Annotated in this window: 17 protein-coding genes and 1 tRNA gene; 17 read left to right on the forward strand and 1 reads right to left on the reverse strand. The window is 67.8% G+C overall.

Annotated elements, in window-relative coordinates; genetic code table 11:
- Positions 1–161 precede the first annotated feature (161 nt).
- The 10 genes from glyA to AC3WJT_RS12985 all read left to right on the forward strand — a co-directional run bounded on the left by glyA (position 162) and on the right by AC3WJT_RS12985 (position 9060).
- Entirely contained in the window at positions 162–1454 is a 1293-nt protein-coding gene (glyA, locus tag AC3WJT_RS12940; RefSeq protein ID WP_492343539.1) for a serine hydroxymethyltransferase, read from the forward strand.
- A 28-nt stretch (positions 1455–1482) separates the two neighbouring features.
- Positions 1483–1950 (forward strand): transcriptional regulator NrdR, encoded by a 468-nt coding sequence (gene nrdR / locus AC3WJT_RS12945; RefSeq protein WP_492343540.1) that lies wholly within the window; start codon positions 1483–1485, stop codon positions 1948–1950.
- A 44-nt stretch (positions 1951–1994) separates the two neighbouring features.
- Positions 1995–2642, forward strand: a complete 648-nt coding sequence (locus tag AC3WJT_RS12950) for a RibD family protein (RefSeq protein WP_492343846.1) — start codon at positions 1995–1997, stop codon at positions 2640–2642.
- Positions 2642–3232, forward strand: a complete 591-nt coding sequence (locus tag AC3WJT_RS12955; protein ID WP_492343541.1) for a riboflavin synthase — start codon at positions 2642–2644, stop codon at positions 3230–3232. The genes AC3WJT_RS12950 and AC3WJT_RS12955 overlap by 1 nt, the downstream gene beginning before the upstream one ends.
- A complete protein-coding gene (ribB, locus tag AC3WJT_RS12960) occupies positions 3232–4353 on the forward strand; it encodes a 3,4-dihydroxy-2-butanone-4-phosphate synthase (RefSeq protein ID WP_492343542.1) in 1122 nt (373 codons plus the stop codon). The genes AC3WJT_RS12955 and ribB overlap by 1 nt, the downstream gene beginning before the upstream one ends.
- 3 nt (positions 4354–4356) lie before the next feature.
- The gene (ribH, locus tag AC3WJT_RS12965; RefSeq protein WP_492343543.1) at positions 4357–4803 is read left to right on the forward strand and encodes a 6,7-dimethyl-8-ribityllumazine synthase; all 447 of its coding nucleotides are present in this window, start codon (positions 4357–4359) and stop codon (positions 4801–4803) included.
- A gap of 77 nt (positions 4804–4880) precedes the next feature.
- A complete protein-coding gene (nusB, locus tag AC3WJT_RS12970) occupies positions 4881–5330 on the forward strand; it encodes a transcription antitermination factor NusB (RefSeq protein WP_492343847.1) in 450 nt (149 codons plus the stop codon).
- Complete coding sequence (thiL, locus tag AC3WJT_RS12975) at positions 5317–6255, forward strand: thiamine-phosphate kinase (protein WP_492343544.1); 939 nt, start codon at positions 5317–5319, stop codon at positions 6253–6255. Before nusB ends, thiL begins: the two co-directional genes overlap by 14 nt.
- Before the next feature lie 34 nt (positions 6256–6289).
- Positions 6290–6727, forward strand: coding sequence for a hypothetical protein (locus AC3WJT_RS12980; protein ID WP_492343545.1), 438 nt, complete (start codon positions 6290–6292; stop codon positions 6725–6727).
- A gap of 173 nt (positions 6728–6900) precedes the next feature.
- Positions 6901–9060: a sodium-translocating pyrophosphatase gene (locus AC3WJT_RS12985; protein ID WP_492343546.1), complete on the forward strand. Its 2160-nt coding sequence runs from the start codon at positions 6901–6903 to the stop codon at positions 9058–9060.
- A gap of 116 nt (positions 9061–9176) precedes the next feature.
- Here the strand turns inward: AC3WJT_RS12985 and AC3WJT_RS12990 are convergent, their stop codons facing one another.
- Positions 9177–9671: an outer membrane protein assembly factor BamE gene (locus tag AC3WJT_RS12990; RefSeq protein ID WP_492343547.1), complete on the reverse strand. Its 495-nt coding sequence runs from the start codon at positions 9669–9671 to the stop codon at positions 9177–9179.
- Between the two features lie 113 nt (positions 9672–9784).
- On the opposite strand from AC3WJT_RS12990, the gene AC3WJT_RS12995 reads away from it, so the two are divergent.
- The 7 genes from AC3WJT_RS12995 (at position 9785) to AC3WJT_RS13025 (ending at position 13950) form a co-directional block, all read left to right on the forward strand.
- Entirely contained in the window at positions 9785–10312 is a 528-nt protein-coding gene (locus tag AC3WJT_RS12995) for a ubiquinol-cytochrome C chaperone family protein (protein ID WP_492343548.1), read from the forward strand.
- Positions 10309–10842, forward strand: coding sequence for a YceD family protein (locus AC3WJT_RS13000; RefSeq protein ID WP_492343549.1), 534 nt, complete (start codon positions 10309–10311; stop codon positions 10840–10842). The genes AC3WJT_RS12995 and AC3WJT_RS13000 overlap by 4 nt, the downstream gene beginning before the upstream one ends.
- Positions 10843–10928: 86 nt before the next feature.
- Entirely contained in the window at positions 10929–11993 is a 1065-nt protein-coding gene (gene plsX, locus AC3WJT_RS13005; RefSeq protein ID WP_492343550.1) for a phosphate acyltransferase PlsX, read from the forward strand.
- Positions 11990–12967, forward strand: coding sequence for a beta-ketoacyl-ACP synthase III (locus AC3WJT_RS13010; RefSeq protein WP_492343551.1), 978 nt, complete (start codon positions 11990–11992; stop codon positions 12965–12967). The genes plsX and AC3WJT_RS13010 overlap by 4 nt, the downstream gene beginning before the upstream one ends.
- An 89-nt stretch (positions 12968–13056) precedes the next feature.
- On the forward strand, positions 13057–13359 hold the full coding sequence (locus AC3WJT_RS13015; RefSeq protein ID WP_492343552.1) for an integration host factor subunit alpha: 303 nt from the start codon (positions 13057–13059) through the stop codon (positions 13357–13359).
- Between the two features lie 8 nt (positions 13360–13367).
- Positions 13368–13793: a MerR family transcriptional regulator gene (locus AC3WJT_RS13020; RefSeq protein WP_492343553.1), complete on the forward strand. Its 426-nt coding sequence runs from the start codon at positions 13368–13370 to the stop codon at positions 13791–13793.
- An 80-nt stretch (positions 13794–13873) separates the two neighbouring features.
- Positions 13874–13950, forward strand: a tRNA-Pro gene (locus AC3WJT_RS13025).
- The last annotated feature ends 41 nt before the right edge of the window (positions 13951–13991 follow it).

Genomic DNA, 13991 nt, shown 5'->3' on the forward strand with positions numbered 1-13991 from the left:
GATTTCCTCAGACAAAGAAGCGTCACCACTCCCTGCCGGCGGTCGAGCGCCGGCGGGTTATTCGACCAACGCGCCCGACAGGGCCGGGTTCCGATTGATCATGCCGACATGATCGCTAAAGAGGGCGCGCCAGCCAGCGCGTCGCAGCAAGGGGTATGCCCATGAACGCCTCCACATCGATCCGTCCCGCCTTCTTCGGCGCGGACCTTGCGACAGCCGACCCGGCGATTGCCGAGGCCATCACGCATGAGCTTACCCGGCAGCAGAACCAGATCGAGCTGATCGCCTCGGAGAACATCGTCTCCCGTGCGGTGCTCGAGGCCCAGGGCTCGATCCTGACCAACAAGTACGCCGAGGGTTACCCGGGCAAGCGCTACTACGGCGGCTGCGAGTACGTCGACGTGATCGAGACCCTGGCCATCGAACGGGCCAAGGAACTGTTCGGCGCCGGCTTCGCCAACGTCCAGCCGCACTCGGGCGCCCAGGCCAACCAGGCGGTGTTCATGGCGCTGCTGACGCCGGGCGACACCTTCATGGGCATGGATCTGGCCGCCGGCGGCCACCTGACCCACGGCAGCCCGGCCAATCAGTCGGGCAAGTGGTTCAAGCCCGTAGCCTACAGCGTCCGCCCGCAGGACCAGTACATCGACTACGACAACGTCGCCGAGGTCGCCGAGCGCGAACGGCCCAAGCTGATCATCGCCGGGGGCTCCGCCTACAGCCGGGCCATCGACTTCAAACGCTTCCGCGAGATCGCCGACAGCGTCGGCGCCCTGCTGATGGTGGATATGGCGCACTACGCGGGTCTGGTGGCCGGCGGGGCGTATCCCAATCCGGTGCCGCACGCGCATGTCGTGACCACCACCACCCACAAGACCCTGCGCGGGCCGCGCGGCGGCCTGATCCTGACCAACGACGAGGCCATCGCCAAGAAGATCAACTCGGCGGTGTTCCCCGGTCTGCAGGGCGGTCCGCTGGAGCATGTCATCGCCGCCAAGGCCGTGGCCTTCGGCGAAGCGCTGCAGCCGGACTTCAAGGCCTACGCCGCCCAGGTCGTGGTCAACGCCCGCGCCCTGGCCGACACCCTGATGGCGTCGGGCGTCAACATCGTCTCAGGCGGCACCGACAGCCACGTCATGCTGGTCGACCTGCGGCCCAAGGGCGTGACGGGAAAGGACACCGAAGCCGCGCTCGAGCGGGCGCACATGACCTGCAACAAGAACGGCATTCCGTTCGACACCGCGTCGTTCACCGTGACCTCGGGGGTCCGCCTGGGCACGCCCGCGGGCACCACGCGCGGCTTCGGCGAGGCGGAGTTCCGTCAGGTCGGCCGCTGGATCGGCGAGGTCGTCGACGGCCTGGCCGCCAACGGCGCCGAAGGCAATGCGGCGGTCGAGGCGAAGGTTCGCGAGCAGGTCATGGCGTTGACGGCGCGCTTCCCTATCTACAACTAATAGGGACGGCCGCCGGGAGGGGCCCAACATGCGCTGCCCGTTCTGTGGTCACATGGAAAGCCAGGTGAAGGACAGCCGCCCGTCGGAAGACGGCGCGGCTATCCGTCGCCGTCGCCTCTGCCCCGAATGCGGCGGTCGTTTCACCACCTTCGAGCGGGTGCAGCTGCGTGAACTGACCATCGTCAAGCGTTCGGGCCGCCGCGCGCCGTTCGACCGGGAGAAGCTGGTCCGCTCGATCTCGATCGCCACCCGCAAGCGGCCGATCGACGCCGAGCGGCTCGACCGGCTGGTCAACGGCATCGTCCGGCAGCTCGAAAGCATGGGCGAGACCGAGCTGGCCTCGAACGTGGTCGGTGAGATGGTCATGAAGGCGCTCAAGGCGCTCGATGATGTGGCTTACGTCCGCTACGCCTCGGTCTACCGCGACTTCCGCCATACCGACGACTTCGCCCAGTTCCTCAGCGCCGAGGGCTTGGCCGAAGACGTGGAGGACTGACGCTGGGCGTCACGCTCAAGCTGGCCACCTCGCTCGACGGTCGCATCGCCACCGCATCGGGGGAAAGCCGATGGATCACCGGGCCGAAGGCGCGTGAGGAGGTTCACCGCCTGCGCGCCATGCATCAGGCGATCCTCGTCGGAGTCGAAACCGCGATCGCCGATGATCCCGAACTCACGGTCCGCATGCCGGGCTTCGTCGGTATCCAGCCGGTCCGGGTGGTGCTCGACAGCCGGCAGCGACTGCCCCTGACGTCAAAGCTGGTGAAGGACGCCGAAAGGCTGCCGACGGTCGTCATCACCGTCGAGAATCCAAACAACCGTTTGACTGACGCGGGGGTCACCGTGATTCAGGTGGCCCAGTCTGAGGGGCGGCCTGAGCCGCGTGCGGTTGTCGAAGCCCTCCAGGGCGACTTCGATCGGCGACTTGTGGAGCGTTTCGGCGGAGAAGCCTCCGGGAGCACGGCGATGAATCTGATGATCGAAGGCGGCGGACAGGTGGCGGCGAGCTTTCTGTCAGCGGGGCTGGTCGATCAGATCGAGTGGTTCCGGGCGCCGATGATCCTCGGTGACGAGGGGCGTCCGGCGATCGGCGCCTTCGTGTTGAAAGATCTGGCCTCCGCCCCACGTTTCAGGCGGCTGGCCATCGAGATGGTCGGCGACGACCTGTGGGAGCGGTACGGAAAGGCCTGATGTTTACCGGAATTGTCACCGATGTCGGCCGGGTGCGCAGCGTGCGCGAGACCAACCGCGACCGCCGCTTCGAGATCGAAACCGCCTACGACATGGCGAGCGTCGACCTTGGGGCGTCGATCTCCCATTCCGGCTGTTGCCTGACGGTCGTGGAAAAGGGTGAGGGCTGGTTCGCCGTCGAGGTTTCGGCCGAAACCCTGTCGCTGACGACGCTGGACCAGTGGGTCGAAGGCGGACCGGTGAACCTCGAGCGGGCCGCGCGGCTTGGCGACGAGATGGGCGGCCACATTGTCTCGGGACACGTCGATGGCCTCGGCGAAGTGATCTCCATCACGCCCGAGGGCGGCTCACACCGGCTGCGCATACGCGCTCCGAAGCCGCTGCATCGGCTGATCGCCCCCAAGGGCTCGATCACGGTCGAGGGCGTCAGCCTGACCGTCAATGAAGTCGAGGACGATGTCTTCGGCCTGAACATCATTCCCCACACCTGGGATGTGACCACGCTCGGCCGGCTGACGGTCGGCTCAAAGGTCAATCTCGAGATCGACATGCTGGCGCGCTACCTCGCCCGGTGGCAGGAGACCGCGTGATGAATACCGACAGCCCCATCTCTCCCATCGAGGACATCATCGAGGACGCCCGCAACGGGCGGCCCTACATCCTCGTCGACGCCGAGGACCGCGAGAACGAAGGGGATGTGATCATCCCCGCGCAGTTCGCGACGCCGGACCAGATCAACTTCATGGCCCGGCACGCCCGCGGCCTGATCTGCCTGAGCATCACCAACGAGCGCGCCCGCCAGCTGCGGCTGCCGCCGATGGCCGCCGAGAACCGCGAAAGCATGACGACCGCCTTCACCGTCTCGATCGAGGCGAAGGAAGGGGTGACCACGGGCATCTCGGCCCATGACCGCTCCCACACGGTCGCCGTCGCCATCGACCCGACCAAGGGGCCGGACGACATCGTCTCGCCGGGCCACGTCTTCCCGCTGGTCGCCCGCGACGGCGGTGTGCTCGTCCGCGCCGGCCACACCGAGGCGGCGATCGACATTTCCCGTCTGGCGGGCCTGAACCCGGCCGGGGTGATCTGCGAGATCATGAAGGACGACGGGACCATGGCCCGCCTGCCGGACCTGGTGTCGTTCGCCCAGTTGCACGGGCTGAAGATCGGCACCATCGCCGACCTGATCGCCTATCGCCGCCGCACCGAGCGTCAGGTCGAGCGGGCGCTTGAGACGCCGTTCACCAGCATCCACGGCGGCGATTTCCGGATGATCGTCTACCGCAACACCATCGACCGCTGCGAGCATGTGGCGCTGGTGAAGGGACGGATCGAGGCTGACAAGCCGACTCTCGTCCGGATGCACCAGGTCGATCTGGCCGCGGACATGCTGGGTTTCGTCGGCGCGCGGCACGACTATGTGCCGGCGGCGCTGCGCGCCATCGGGGCTCACGACGGCCCTGGCGTCGCGGTGTTCATTCGCGATCCGAACCCGGCCTGGCTTTCCGAACGCTACGGCGGGGAGTATGCGGCGGGGAGCCAGTACCGGAACAACGCCATCCGCGACTACGGAGTGGGGGCGCAGATCCTGCTGGACCTGGGGGTGCGGGAAATGGTCCTGCTTACCTCCAGTCCCTTCAAACCCGCCGCCCTCGAGGGCTACGGGCTCAGGATCGTCGGGCGCCAGCCCATCGAGACGCCCAAGGAGTAACGCATGTCCGCTGCCAAGGTCCGCATTCTCATCGTGGAAGGCCGGTTCTATTCCGAGCTGTCCGACGAGCTCCTGCGGGGCGCGGCCGACGCCATCACGGCGGTCGGGGCCGAGTATGAGGTGATCACGGTGCCGGGCGCGCTCGAGATCCCGGCGGTCATCGCCATCGCCGAGAAGGCCGGCGGCTTTGACGGCTACGTGGCGCTGGGCTGCGTGATCCGCGGCGAGACCTATCACTTCGAGATTGTGTCCAATGAGTCCTCGCGCGGCCTGATGGATCTGGCCACGCGCAAGCGGCTGGCGATCGGCAACGGCATCCTGACGGTCGAGGACGAGGAGCAGGCTTGGGCCCGCGCCCGCGTCTCGGAAGGCGACAAGGGCGGTGGCGCCGCGCGCGCCTGCCTGGAAGTCCTGAGCATTCGCAGCCGTCTGCTCGGGGGCGGCAAGTGACCGGCGACAGCAAGCCTGCCTCGCTGCGTGACGCCTACGAGAAGCTCCTTGCGGCGACCGACAGCAAGGCCGCGCCGCTGAGCGCGAAGGCGCGCCGCGCCCGTACCGTGGCCCGGCTGGCCGCCGTGCAGGCGCTCTACCAGATGGAACTGGCGGGAACCGGCGTGGACGCCGTGGTCCGCGAGTTCACCGATCACCGCTTTGACGGCGACCTTGAGGGCGAGACGCTTGCCGAGGCCGACGAAGTGTTCTTCTCCGAGCTGGTCCATGGCGTGGTCGGCGAACAGGCAGCGATCGACAACGCCATCTCGCACCGGCTGGCGGCCAACTGGCGGCTGGAGCGGGTCGACGCGACGCTGCGGGCGATCCTGCGGGCCGGCGGCTGGGAACTGATGAACCGCCCTGATGTGCCGGTCGAGGTGGCCATCGACGAGTACGTCGAGATCACCAAGTCGTTCTTCGAGGGGCCAGAGCCCGGTTTCGTCAACGGCGCCCTCGACGGCATCGCCCGCGATGCCCGGGGGTGAGTTCGACTGGATCGCGCAGCTTCTGAAGCCCCTGACCCGGGGCGCGCCGGAAGCGCTCGATCTGCTCGACGACGCGGCGGTGATTCCCTCGCGGCCTGGCTTCGACCTCGTCGTCACCAAGGACGCCCTGGTCGCCGGCGTCCATTTCCTGCCTGCTGATCCGCTCGACCTCGTGGCGCGCAAGCTGCTGCGGGTGAACCTGTCGGACCTCGCCGCCAAGGGCGCCGCGCCCTACGGCTATTTTCTCACGACGGCCTGGCCGACCGGGACGACCTGGGACGTGCGCGAACTGTTCGCCGCGGGGCTCGCGGCGGACGGCGAGATGTACGGCTTGGCCCTGCTCGGCGGCGACACCGTATCAACGCCAGGGCCACTGACCCTGACCGCGACGCTGCTGGGCTGGGTTCCGCAGGGCGGTGCGGTGCTTCGCCGCGGCGCGCGCCCGGGCGACCTGCTGGCGGTCAGCGGCCCCATCGGCGACGGCTGGCTCGGGCTCAAGGCCGCGCGGGGCGACCTCAACTCCGCCAGACTCGCCGACCGCTACCGTCTGCCAGACCCCAGGACCGATCTCGCTGACCTGATCCGGGCGAAGGCGAGGGCGGCTGCCGACATCTCGGACGGCTTGCTGGCCGACGCCGGTCATCTGGCGACGGCCAGTGGTTGCGCTGTCGCCGTCGATCTGGACCGCATGCCGCTCTCTGCGGAGGCGATGGCCTGGCTTGCCGGGCAGCCGTCGCGGGCCGACGCGCTGATCGCGCTCGCTACGGGCGGCGACGACTACGAGATTGTCTGCGCGCTGGCGGCCGACCAGCCGGTCCCTGAAGGGCTGACCGTGGTCGGAGCCTTCGCCGAAGGGGCAGGAGTCACGGCCCTGTCCGGCGGCGCGCCGCTCGCGCTCGACCGCCTCGGCTGGACCCACGGTTAACGCCGTTTTCACCACGCGGTCGCACTGTCGGGCCATGCGCCGTCGTCAGCTTCTCGCCGTCCTTCCGTTCGCGCTCGCCGCGGGTTCTGCATCCGCCAGCGCGCCGCCCAAGAAGGCTGCGGAGGGCCAGTACGTCGACCTCTCGCCGATCGCGCTGCCGATCGTGCTGAACAACCGGCTGATCAACTACGTCTTCGTGCAAGTCCGTCTGAACCTCACCGCCTCAGCTGACGCGCCGAAGATCCGCGAGAAGGAGCCCTGGTTCCGGGACGCGCTCGTTCGGGCCGGACACCGGACTCCGTTCACCAAGGCGACCGACTACACGGTCATCGACGAGGCCCGGCTGAAGGCGACCCTGTTGCGTGAGGCGGCGGCCATCACGCCGGCGCGAAACCTGCTGTCGGTGACCGTGGTTTCCCAGACCCCGAAGCAGCGCAACGGCCTGCCGCGCCCTCCCGCCGCAGCCCGCTGATTTCCCCAAACGGAACGGGCGGTTGCTTAGGCCGCGCGCTTTTGGCAAAGACGGGCGTCTTTTCGCAAGGGGGCGTCGTCTGACGGCGTCTATTCAAAGCAAAGCGGGGGAACCGAACGTCGGCCAGCGGTCGCGCGGGAACCCTCGGGCTACAACAAGGGGCTCTTGGAACTATGGGCATCGACTTTCTGGTACTGGCGATCGTCGCCGGTCTGGCCGCCGTCGTATACGGCGTCGTCCAGACCCTCGGACTATTGCGCAAATCTCCCGGCAACGCGCGGATGCAGGAAATCGCCGCCGCCATTCAGGAAGGCGCGCAGGCCTATCTGAACCGCCAGTACACCACGATCGGCATCGTCGGCGTGGTGGTGATCGCGGTCCTGGCCTGGTTCTTCAAGAGCTGGGAACAGCCGGTCGGCTTCGCCATCGGCGCCATCCTGTCGGGCCTCGCCGGCTTCGTCGGCATGCTGATTTCGGTTCGCGCCAACGTCCGCACCGCCCAGGCCGCCTCTGAGAGCCTCGGCAAGGGCCTGAACCTCGCGTTCACCTCCGGCGCCATCACGGGCATGCTGGTGGCCGGCCTCGCCCTGCTGGGCGTCGCGGGCTACTACTTCGTCCTGACCCGCACCCTGGGCCTCGACCCGACCAGCCGTCCGGTGATCGACTCGCTGGTGACGCTGGGCTTCGGCGCCTCGCTGATCTCGATCTTCGCCCGCCTCGGCGGCGGCATCTTCACCAAGGGCGCCGACGTCGGCGGCGACATGGTCGGCAAGGTTGAAGCCGGCATTCCGGAAGACGATCCCCGCAACGCCGCGACCATCGCCGACAACGTCGGCGACAACGTCGGCGACTGCGCCGGCATGGCCGCCGACCTGTTCGAAACCTACGCGGTGACCACGGTCGCCACCATGGTTCTGGCCGCCATCTTCTTCCGCGACTCGGCCGATCTGGTTTCGGCCATGATGGTCCTGCCGCTGGCGATCTGCGCCGTCGGCATCGTCACCTCGATCATCGGCGCCTTCTTCGTCCGTCTGGGCAAGAGCCAGAACATCATGGGCGCCCTGTACCAGGGCCTGATCGTCACCGGCGTGCTGTCGGCGATCGCCCTGTACTTCCTGTTCCCGCACTTCGTGTCCGCCCCGATCGAGTTCACCCCCTTCGGCGGTGAAGCCAAGTCCTACGGCGCGATGGAACTGTTCTGGTGCGGCATCACCGGCCTGGTGATCACCGCCCTGATCGTCGTCATCACCGAGTACTACACCGGCACGGGCTTCCGTCCGGTGAAGTCGGTGGCCCAGGCCTCGGTCTCGGGCCACGGCACCAACGTGATCCAGGGCCTGGCCATGTCGCTGGAGGCCTGCGCGGCCCCGGCCATCGTGATCATCGCCGGCATCATCGTCACCTACGGCCTGGCGGGTCTGTTCGGCATCGCCATCGCGGTGACGGCCATGCTGTCGCTGGCCGGCTTCATCGTCGCCCTCGACGCCTTCGGCCCGGTGACGGACAACGCCGGCGGCATCGCTGAAATGGCCGGTCTTCCCCCGGAAGTCCGCGTCACCACCGACGCCCTGGACGCCGTCGGCAACACGACCAAGGCCGTCACCAAGGGCTACGCGATCGGTTCGGCCGGTCTGGGCGCCCTGGTGCTGTTCGCCGCCTACACCGAAGACCTGAAGTTCTTCACGGCGGAAGCCACGCCGGGCTCCTTCTTCGACGGTCTGGGCGCGGTCACCTTCGACCTCTCCAACCCCTACGTCGTCGTCGGCCTGCTGTTCGGCGGTCTGCTGCCGTTCCTGTTCGGCGGCATGTCGATGACCGCCGTCGGTCGCGCCGCCCAGGAAGTGGTGGTCGAGGTTCGTCGCCAGTTCCGCGAGAACCCCGGCATCATGACCGGCGAGGTGAAGCCGGAATACGGCAAGGCCGTCGACATCCTGACCAAGGCCGCGATCCGGGAAATGATCGTCCCGTCGCTGCTGCCGGTCGTTTCGCCCGTGCTGCTGTTCTTCGTCATCAACGCCATCGCCGGCAAGGTGAACGCGTTCGCCAGCCTCGGCGCGATGCTGATGGGCGTCATCGTCACCGGCCTGTTCGTCGCCATCTCGATGACCTCGGGCGGCGGCGCCTGGGACAACGCCAAGAAGGTGATCGAAGAAGGCTTCACCGACAGCGACGGCGTCACGCACGGCAAGGGCTCTGAAGCCCACAAGGCCGCCGTGACCGGCGACACCGTCGGCGACCCCTACAAGGACACCTCCGGCCCGGCCGTGAACCCGATGATCAAGATCGCGAACATCGTGGCCCTGCTGCTGCTGGCGGTCCTGGCCCACGGCTAGGACTTTGGGGAGCCGGTTCCGCCGGCTCCCGTCCACCGCAACGAAAGACGCCCCGGAGAGCGATCTCCGGGGCGTTCTCGTTTTCAGGATCTGCCGGCAGGGCCGGCGAGGGTGGTCTATTCGCGGCGGTCGCCCGGCCGGCTGCCCGGAAGTCCTTCGGCATCGTCACGGGGCAGCATGCCGCCGCGACCGACGTTGCCGAGAAGCTGTTCAAGGACGCTCAGCTCACGACCACGCGTCGGCGTCTCGCGGCTGTTGTAGGCGAACACCTTGCCGTCGCGCAGGGTGAAGGCCTTGACCGTCAGCACCTGCTCCGTCGCCGGGTCGAAGGTGATGGCGAAGATGTTCCGCTGGGCGACGCGGGGCTGGTAGAACGCCACCCGGTCGGTCACCTGGCTCATGTAGAACCAGACGTTGGGATCGAAGGTCGACTTTGCCGAGGGCGAGCCGAGCTTGCCCATCACGGTCGACTTGGTGTCCTCGCCGGACTTGATGTCGGCCGGATTGACCTCGATCGCCTGAAAGCCGGAATAGTTGGTCATCGGCATGCATCCGCCCGTCGTCGTCATGACGATGGCGGCGGCTGCGGCGAGGGCGGCTTTACGGTACATGTCGGCTCCCGGTGCGCGCTCTTGAGCGCAGGTCTTTGACCTATCGCCCGCGCGGGCTTAGTTCAATGCCCGCTTTAGGCTCCCCTGGCGGCGAAATCGAGGCGATACCGACGATGTTGCAGCGGCTGTTCCGGCCAAATCCGGCGAAACTGGCGGGCGAGGCGCTTTATGCGGCCGCCGCGGGCCAGGCGCGGCAGCCTGACTTTTACCGGATCGGCGGCGTCGCCGACACGCGGGAAGGGCGGTTTGAGCTCTACACGATGCACGTCATCCTGCTGGTCGAGCGCCTGAAGGGCGAGACCGGCATGGCGGCCGAAGCCAGGCAGAACCTCTTTGATTGCTACGTTCGCGGCCTCGACGACGCCTTCCGCGAACTCGGTGTCGGCGACACTGCCGTGGCCAAGCGGGTGAAGAAGCTGGGCGAGGCCTTCTATGGCCGGCTGAAGGCTTTCGAGGAGTCGCTGACCGCGCTGCCTGACCGCGCCGTCCTGACCGATCTGGTGACGCGCACGGTGCTTGAGGGGCGGGGCGAGACGGCCCAAGCGATGGTCGACTATGTGCTTTCGGCGCGGGAGGCCCTGTCGGGCCAGACGATCGAGCGTCTGCTGACGGGCGATATTCTCTGGGAGCAGGCCCAATGATCGGCGAATCACCCTGGCGCCAGGTGATGCGGTTCAGCGAAGTCAGCCGCGGACCGGTCACAAAGCGACTTGAGGCCGACGAGGCCGCGCGCGCGAAGATCGCCCGTCACCTCGATCTGGTCTCGATCGGGTCGCTGACGGCGGACCTGAAAATCCGGCCGTGGATGGACGGCGTCGAGATCGAGGGGACCTTCGCCGCCGACATCACCCAGACCTGCGGCGTCACCGCCGAGGACTTCGAGGAGACCGCCGAAGGCGAGTTCACCCTGCGGGCGCTGCCCCCGGGCAGCCCCAACGCCCCGCAGGAGTTGGCGGAAGAGCTCGAGCTCGATCCGGACGCCGACGATCCGCCCGACGTGCTCGAGGGCGAGGACATCGATCTGGGCGGCTATGTCGTGGAACACCTGTCGCTTGAGCTGGATCCGTTCCCCCGGGCGCCGGGCGCCGAATTCCTTGCGCCGAAGGACGATACGGATCTGTCGCCGTTCGCGGTGCTGCGTCTGCTGAAGAAGGACGATGCCCCGGAATAGAGGCCGGGCTTGCATCGTCGCCGTGCGGGGGTAAGTTCCGGCGGCTTCGCCCCGAGCGGGGCTCGCAACGGAATCGCGACCGGCCATTGCCTCAGAACATCGTCATTTCCATTGACGCCATGGGCGGCGATCACGGTCCGTCCGTCGTCGTTCCGGCGGTCGATATCGCTGCTCGCGCCATGCCGGACCTGCGGTTCCTGCTGCACGGCGACGAATCCCTGATCAACGCAGAGCTCGCCAGGCTGCCCGCGGCGAAGGCGGCCAGCACCGTCCATCACACCGACAAGGCCATCTCGATGGACGAGAAGCCGGCCCAGGCCATGCGCCGGGGCAAGGGCTCGAGCGTCTGGAACGCCGTCGAGGCGATCAAGGAGGGCGCTGCGACGGCGGCCGTCTCCGCCGGCAACACCGGCGCCCTGATGGCGATCTCCAAGCTGGTGCTGCGGATGGCCGCCGGCGTGTCCCGCCCGGCCATCGTCGCCAGCTGGCCGACGCTCAACGGCGTGACTGCGGTGCTCGACGTCGGCGCCAACGTCGAGTGCGACGCCGAGCAGCTGGTCGAGTTCGCCATCATGGGCGCGGCTTTCCACCACGCTGTGCACGGGTCGGTCCGCCCGACCGTCGGCGTGCTGAATGTCGGCTCGGAAGAGGAAAAGGGCCACGACGAGGTTCGCGGGGCCCACGCCCTGCTGCGCGCCACCGCGTTCGACCTCGACTATCGCGGGTTTGTCGAGGGCAACGACATCGCCAAGGGCACCGTCGATGTGATCGTCACCGACGGCTTCACCGGCAACATCGCCCTGAAGACAGCCGAAGGCCTGGCGCGGTTCTTCGCCACCGAACTGCGCGCGACCTTCACCTCGGGACCGCTGGAGATGCTGGGCGCGCTGTTCGCCTCGGGCGGGCTTGGGCGAATGCGCAAGCGGATGGATCCGGGCGCGGTCAACGGCGGGCCCTTGCTCGGTCTCAACGGCATCGTGGTGAAAAGCCATGGCAGCGCTGACGCGAAGAGTTTCGCCAGCGCCATCCGCGTCGCCGCGGATCTGGCGCGCAGCGATTTCGCGGCCGAGATCGACCGCAACATGCAACGCCTGACGGCGACCCTGTCCGAAGTGACCGCCACGGAGCCGGCGGAGGGAGTAGCCCAGTGAGCGTTCTGCGTAGCGTTGTGACCGGCGTCGGCGGCTATCTGCCGGAGACGGTCGTGACCAACGACGACCTGTCGAAGATCGTCGACACCAATGATGAGTGGGTGCGCGAACGCACGGGGATCCGCCAGCGGCATCGGGCCAGCGAGGACCAGGCGGTTTCGGACCTGGCGGTCGAAGCCGCGAAGAAGGCGCTCGCCGCCGCAGATAAGACCGCCGCAGACGTCGATCTGATCGTCGTGGCGACCACCACCGCAGACCTGACCTTTCCGGCTACGGCCGCCATCGTCCAGCGCAAGCTCGGTTGCCCGGTCGGCATCGCCTTTGATGTGCAGGCCGTTTGCTCGGGCTTCGTCTACGCCCTGACCGTCGCCGACGGCTTTGTCGGTCGCGGCCACTCGAAGTGCGCCCTGGTGATCGGCGCCGAGACCATGACGCGACTGATGGACTGGACCGACCGGGGCACCTGCGTGCTGTTCGGCGACGGCGCCGGGGCCATCGTGCTCGAACCGCAGGACGGCGAGGGGACTACAGCCGATCGCGGTCTGCTGGGGTTCGCCTTGCGCTGCGACGGGACCAAGCAGGACCTGCTCTACGTCGACGGCGGCCCGTCGACCACCGGCACGGTCGGCAAGCTGCGGATGCTGGGCAACCAGGTCTTCAAACACGCGGTGGTCAACATTTCCGAGGCGGTGGTCGCCGCGGCCGCCCAGGCCGGGATCGAGGTTTCCGACGTCGACTGGTTCATTCCCCACCAGGCCAACGAGCGGATCCTCAAAGGGGTGGCCAACCGCCTCGGCATCGACGAGCACAAGGTTATCCAGACCGTCGGCGATCACGCGAACACCTCGGCCGCCTCCATTCCGCTGGCCTGGGCGACCGGGATGGCCGATGGGCGGATCAAACAGGGCGACCTGCTGCTGATCGAGGCGATGGGCGGCGGTCTGACCTGGGGCGCCTGCGTCATCCGGCTTTAGTCCGGTAAATCCGTTCCTGCCGGGAACCCTTTGACTTGACGGACCAATCGGCTCATGCACCGATAGGTTAAGGGCATCGGGAGCTGGGCATGAAGGGCGAAACCCTCACGCGGGCGGAATTGACGGAAGCGGTCCACGAAGAAGTGGGCCTGACCCGTCAGGATTGTGGCGGGCTCGTCGAGCGCACGCTCGATCTGGTCGCCGAGGCGCTCGAGAACGGCGAAACCGTCAAACTGTCCGGCTTCGGCGTTTTCCAGGTTCGCGCCAAGCGCGCCCGGATGGGCCGCAATCCCAAGACCGGCGAACCGGCCGAGATCGAGCCGCGACGGGTGATCGGCTTCCGCGCCTCGCAGGTCATGAAGGCGCGGATTGACCGCGCGCTGAGCGACTGACGGCCCCCGTGGCGAAGGGCCCGCACGCCTTCCGCACGATCTCGGAAGCAGCCGAGGAGCTGGGCGTGCCCCAGCATGTCCTGCGCTTCTGGGAGACCAAATTCTCGTTTATCCGCCCGATGAAGCGGGCCGGAGGCCGTCGCTTCTACCGGCCGCAGGACATCGCTGTGCTGCGCGGCGTGCGCGCCCTGCTGCATGACGAGGGCTACACCATCAAGGGCGTGCAGAAGCTGCACAAGGACCAGGGCGTCCGTCGCCTGGCCGGAGCCGGCGAGGGCGGGAGCAGCGACGCCTCGACGCCGCCCGCCGAGGCCGATTTCAGCGGCGCGGAGGGCGTCGATATCGGCGGCGAGACCCGTGACCGCCTGAGCTTCGCCCTGGCCGATCTGGAGGCGGTGAAAGCCCGTCTCGACGGCCTTCTCAAAGGTCGCTGAATTCGAGTTGCCGCGCCGGGGCCCGGTCCCTATAAGGGCGCTCCCCACGGCGGTCGTTCGCGACTGCCGAGAGAAGATGTCGGAGCGTGGCGCAGCCTGGTAGCGCACTTGACTGGGGGTCAAGGGGTCGCAGGTTCGAATCCTGTCGCTCCGACCATCTTCTCCTGGCCGGCGGTTCACATGAACCGCGGCCGCCCA

This window comes from Caulobacter sp. FW305-C-30-S16 (assembly GCF_058783025.1).

Bases quoted from the DNA above. Each gene is read 5' to 3' on its own strand.
- ribB (WP_492343542.1), top strand. From the start codon at position 3,232: ATGAATACCGACAGCCCCATCTCTCCCATCGAGGACATCATCGAGGAC.
- AC3WJT_RS13000 (WP_492343549.1), top strand. From the start codon at position 10,309: ATGATCGGCGAATCACCCTGGCGCCAGGTGATGCGGTTCAGCGAAGTC.
- AC3WJT_RS12980 (WP_492343545.1), top strand. From the start codon at position 6,290: ATGCGCCGTCGTCAGCTTCTCGCCGTCCTTCCGTTCGCGCTCGCCGCG.
- glyA (WP_492343539.1), top strand. From the start codon at position 162: ATGAACGCCTCCACATCGATCCGTCCCGCCTTCTTCGGCGCGGACCTT.
- nrdR (WP_492343540.1), top strand. From the start codon at position 1,483: ATGCGCTGCCCGTTCTGTGGTCACATGGAAAGCCAGGTGAAGGACAGC.
- ribH (WP_492343543.1), top strand. From the start codon at position 4,357: ATGTCCGCTGCCAAGGTCCGCATTCTCATCGTGGAAGGCCGGTTCTAT.
- AC3WJT_RS12985 (WP_492343546.1), top strand. From the start codon at position 6,901: ATGGGCATCGACTTTCTGGTACTGGCGATCGTCGCCGGTCTGGCCGCC.
- AC3WJT_RS12995 (WP_492343548.1), top strand. From the start codon at position 9,785: ATGTTGCAGCGGCTGTTCCGGCCAAATCCGGCGAAACTGGCGGGCGAG.
- thiL (WP_492343544.1), top strand. From the start codon at position 5,317: ATGCCCGGGGGTGAGTTCGACTGGATCGCGCAGCTTCTGAAGCCCCTG.
- AC3WJT_RS12955 (WP_492343541.1), top strand. From the start codon at position 2,642: ATGTTTACCGGAATTGTCACCGATGTCGGCCGGGTGCGCAGCGTGCGC.
- AC3WJT_RS12990 (WP_492343547.1), bottom strand. From the start codon at position 9,671: ATGTACCGTAAAGCCGCCCTCGCCGCAGCCGCCGCCATCGTCATGACG.
- AC3WJT_RS13015 (WP_492343552.1), top strand. From the start codon at position 13,057: ATGAAGGGCGAAACCCTCACGCGGGCGGAATTGACGGAAGCGGTCCAC.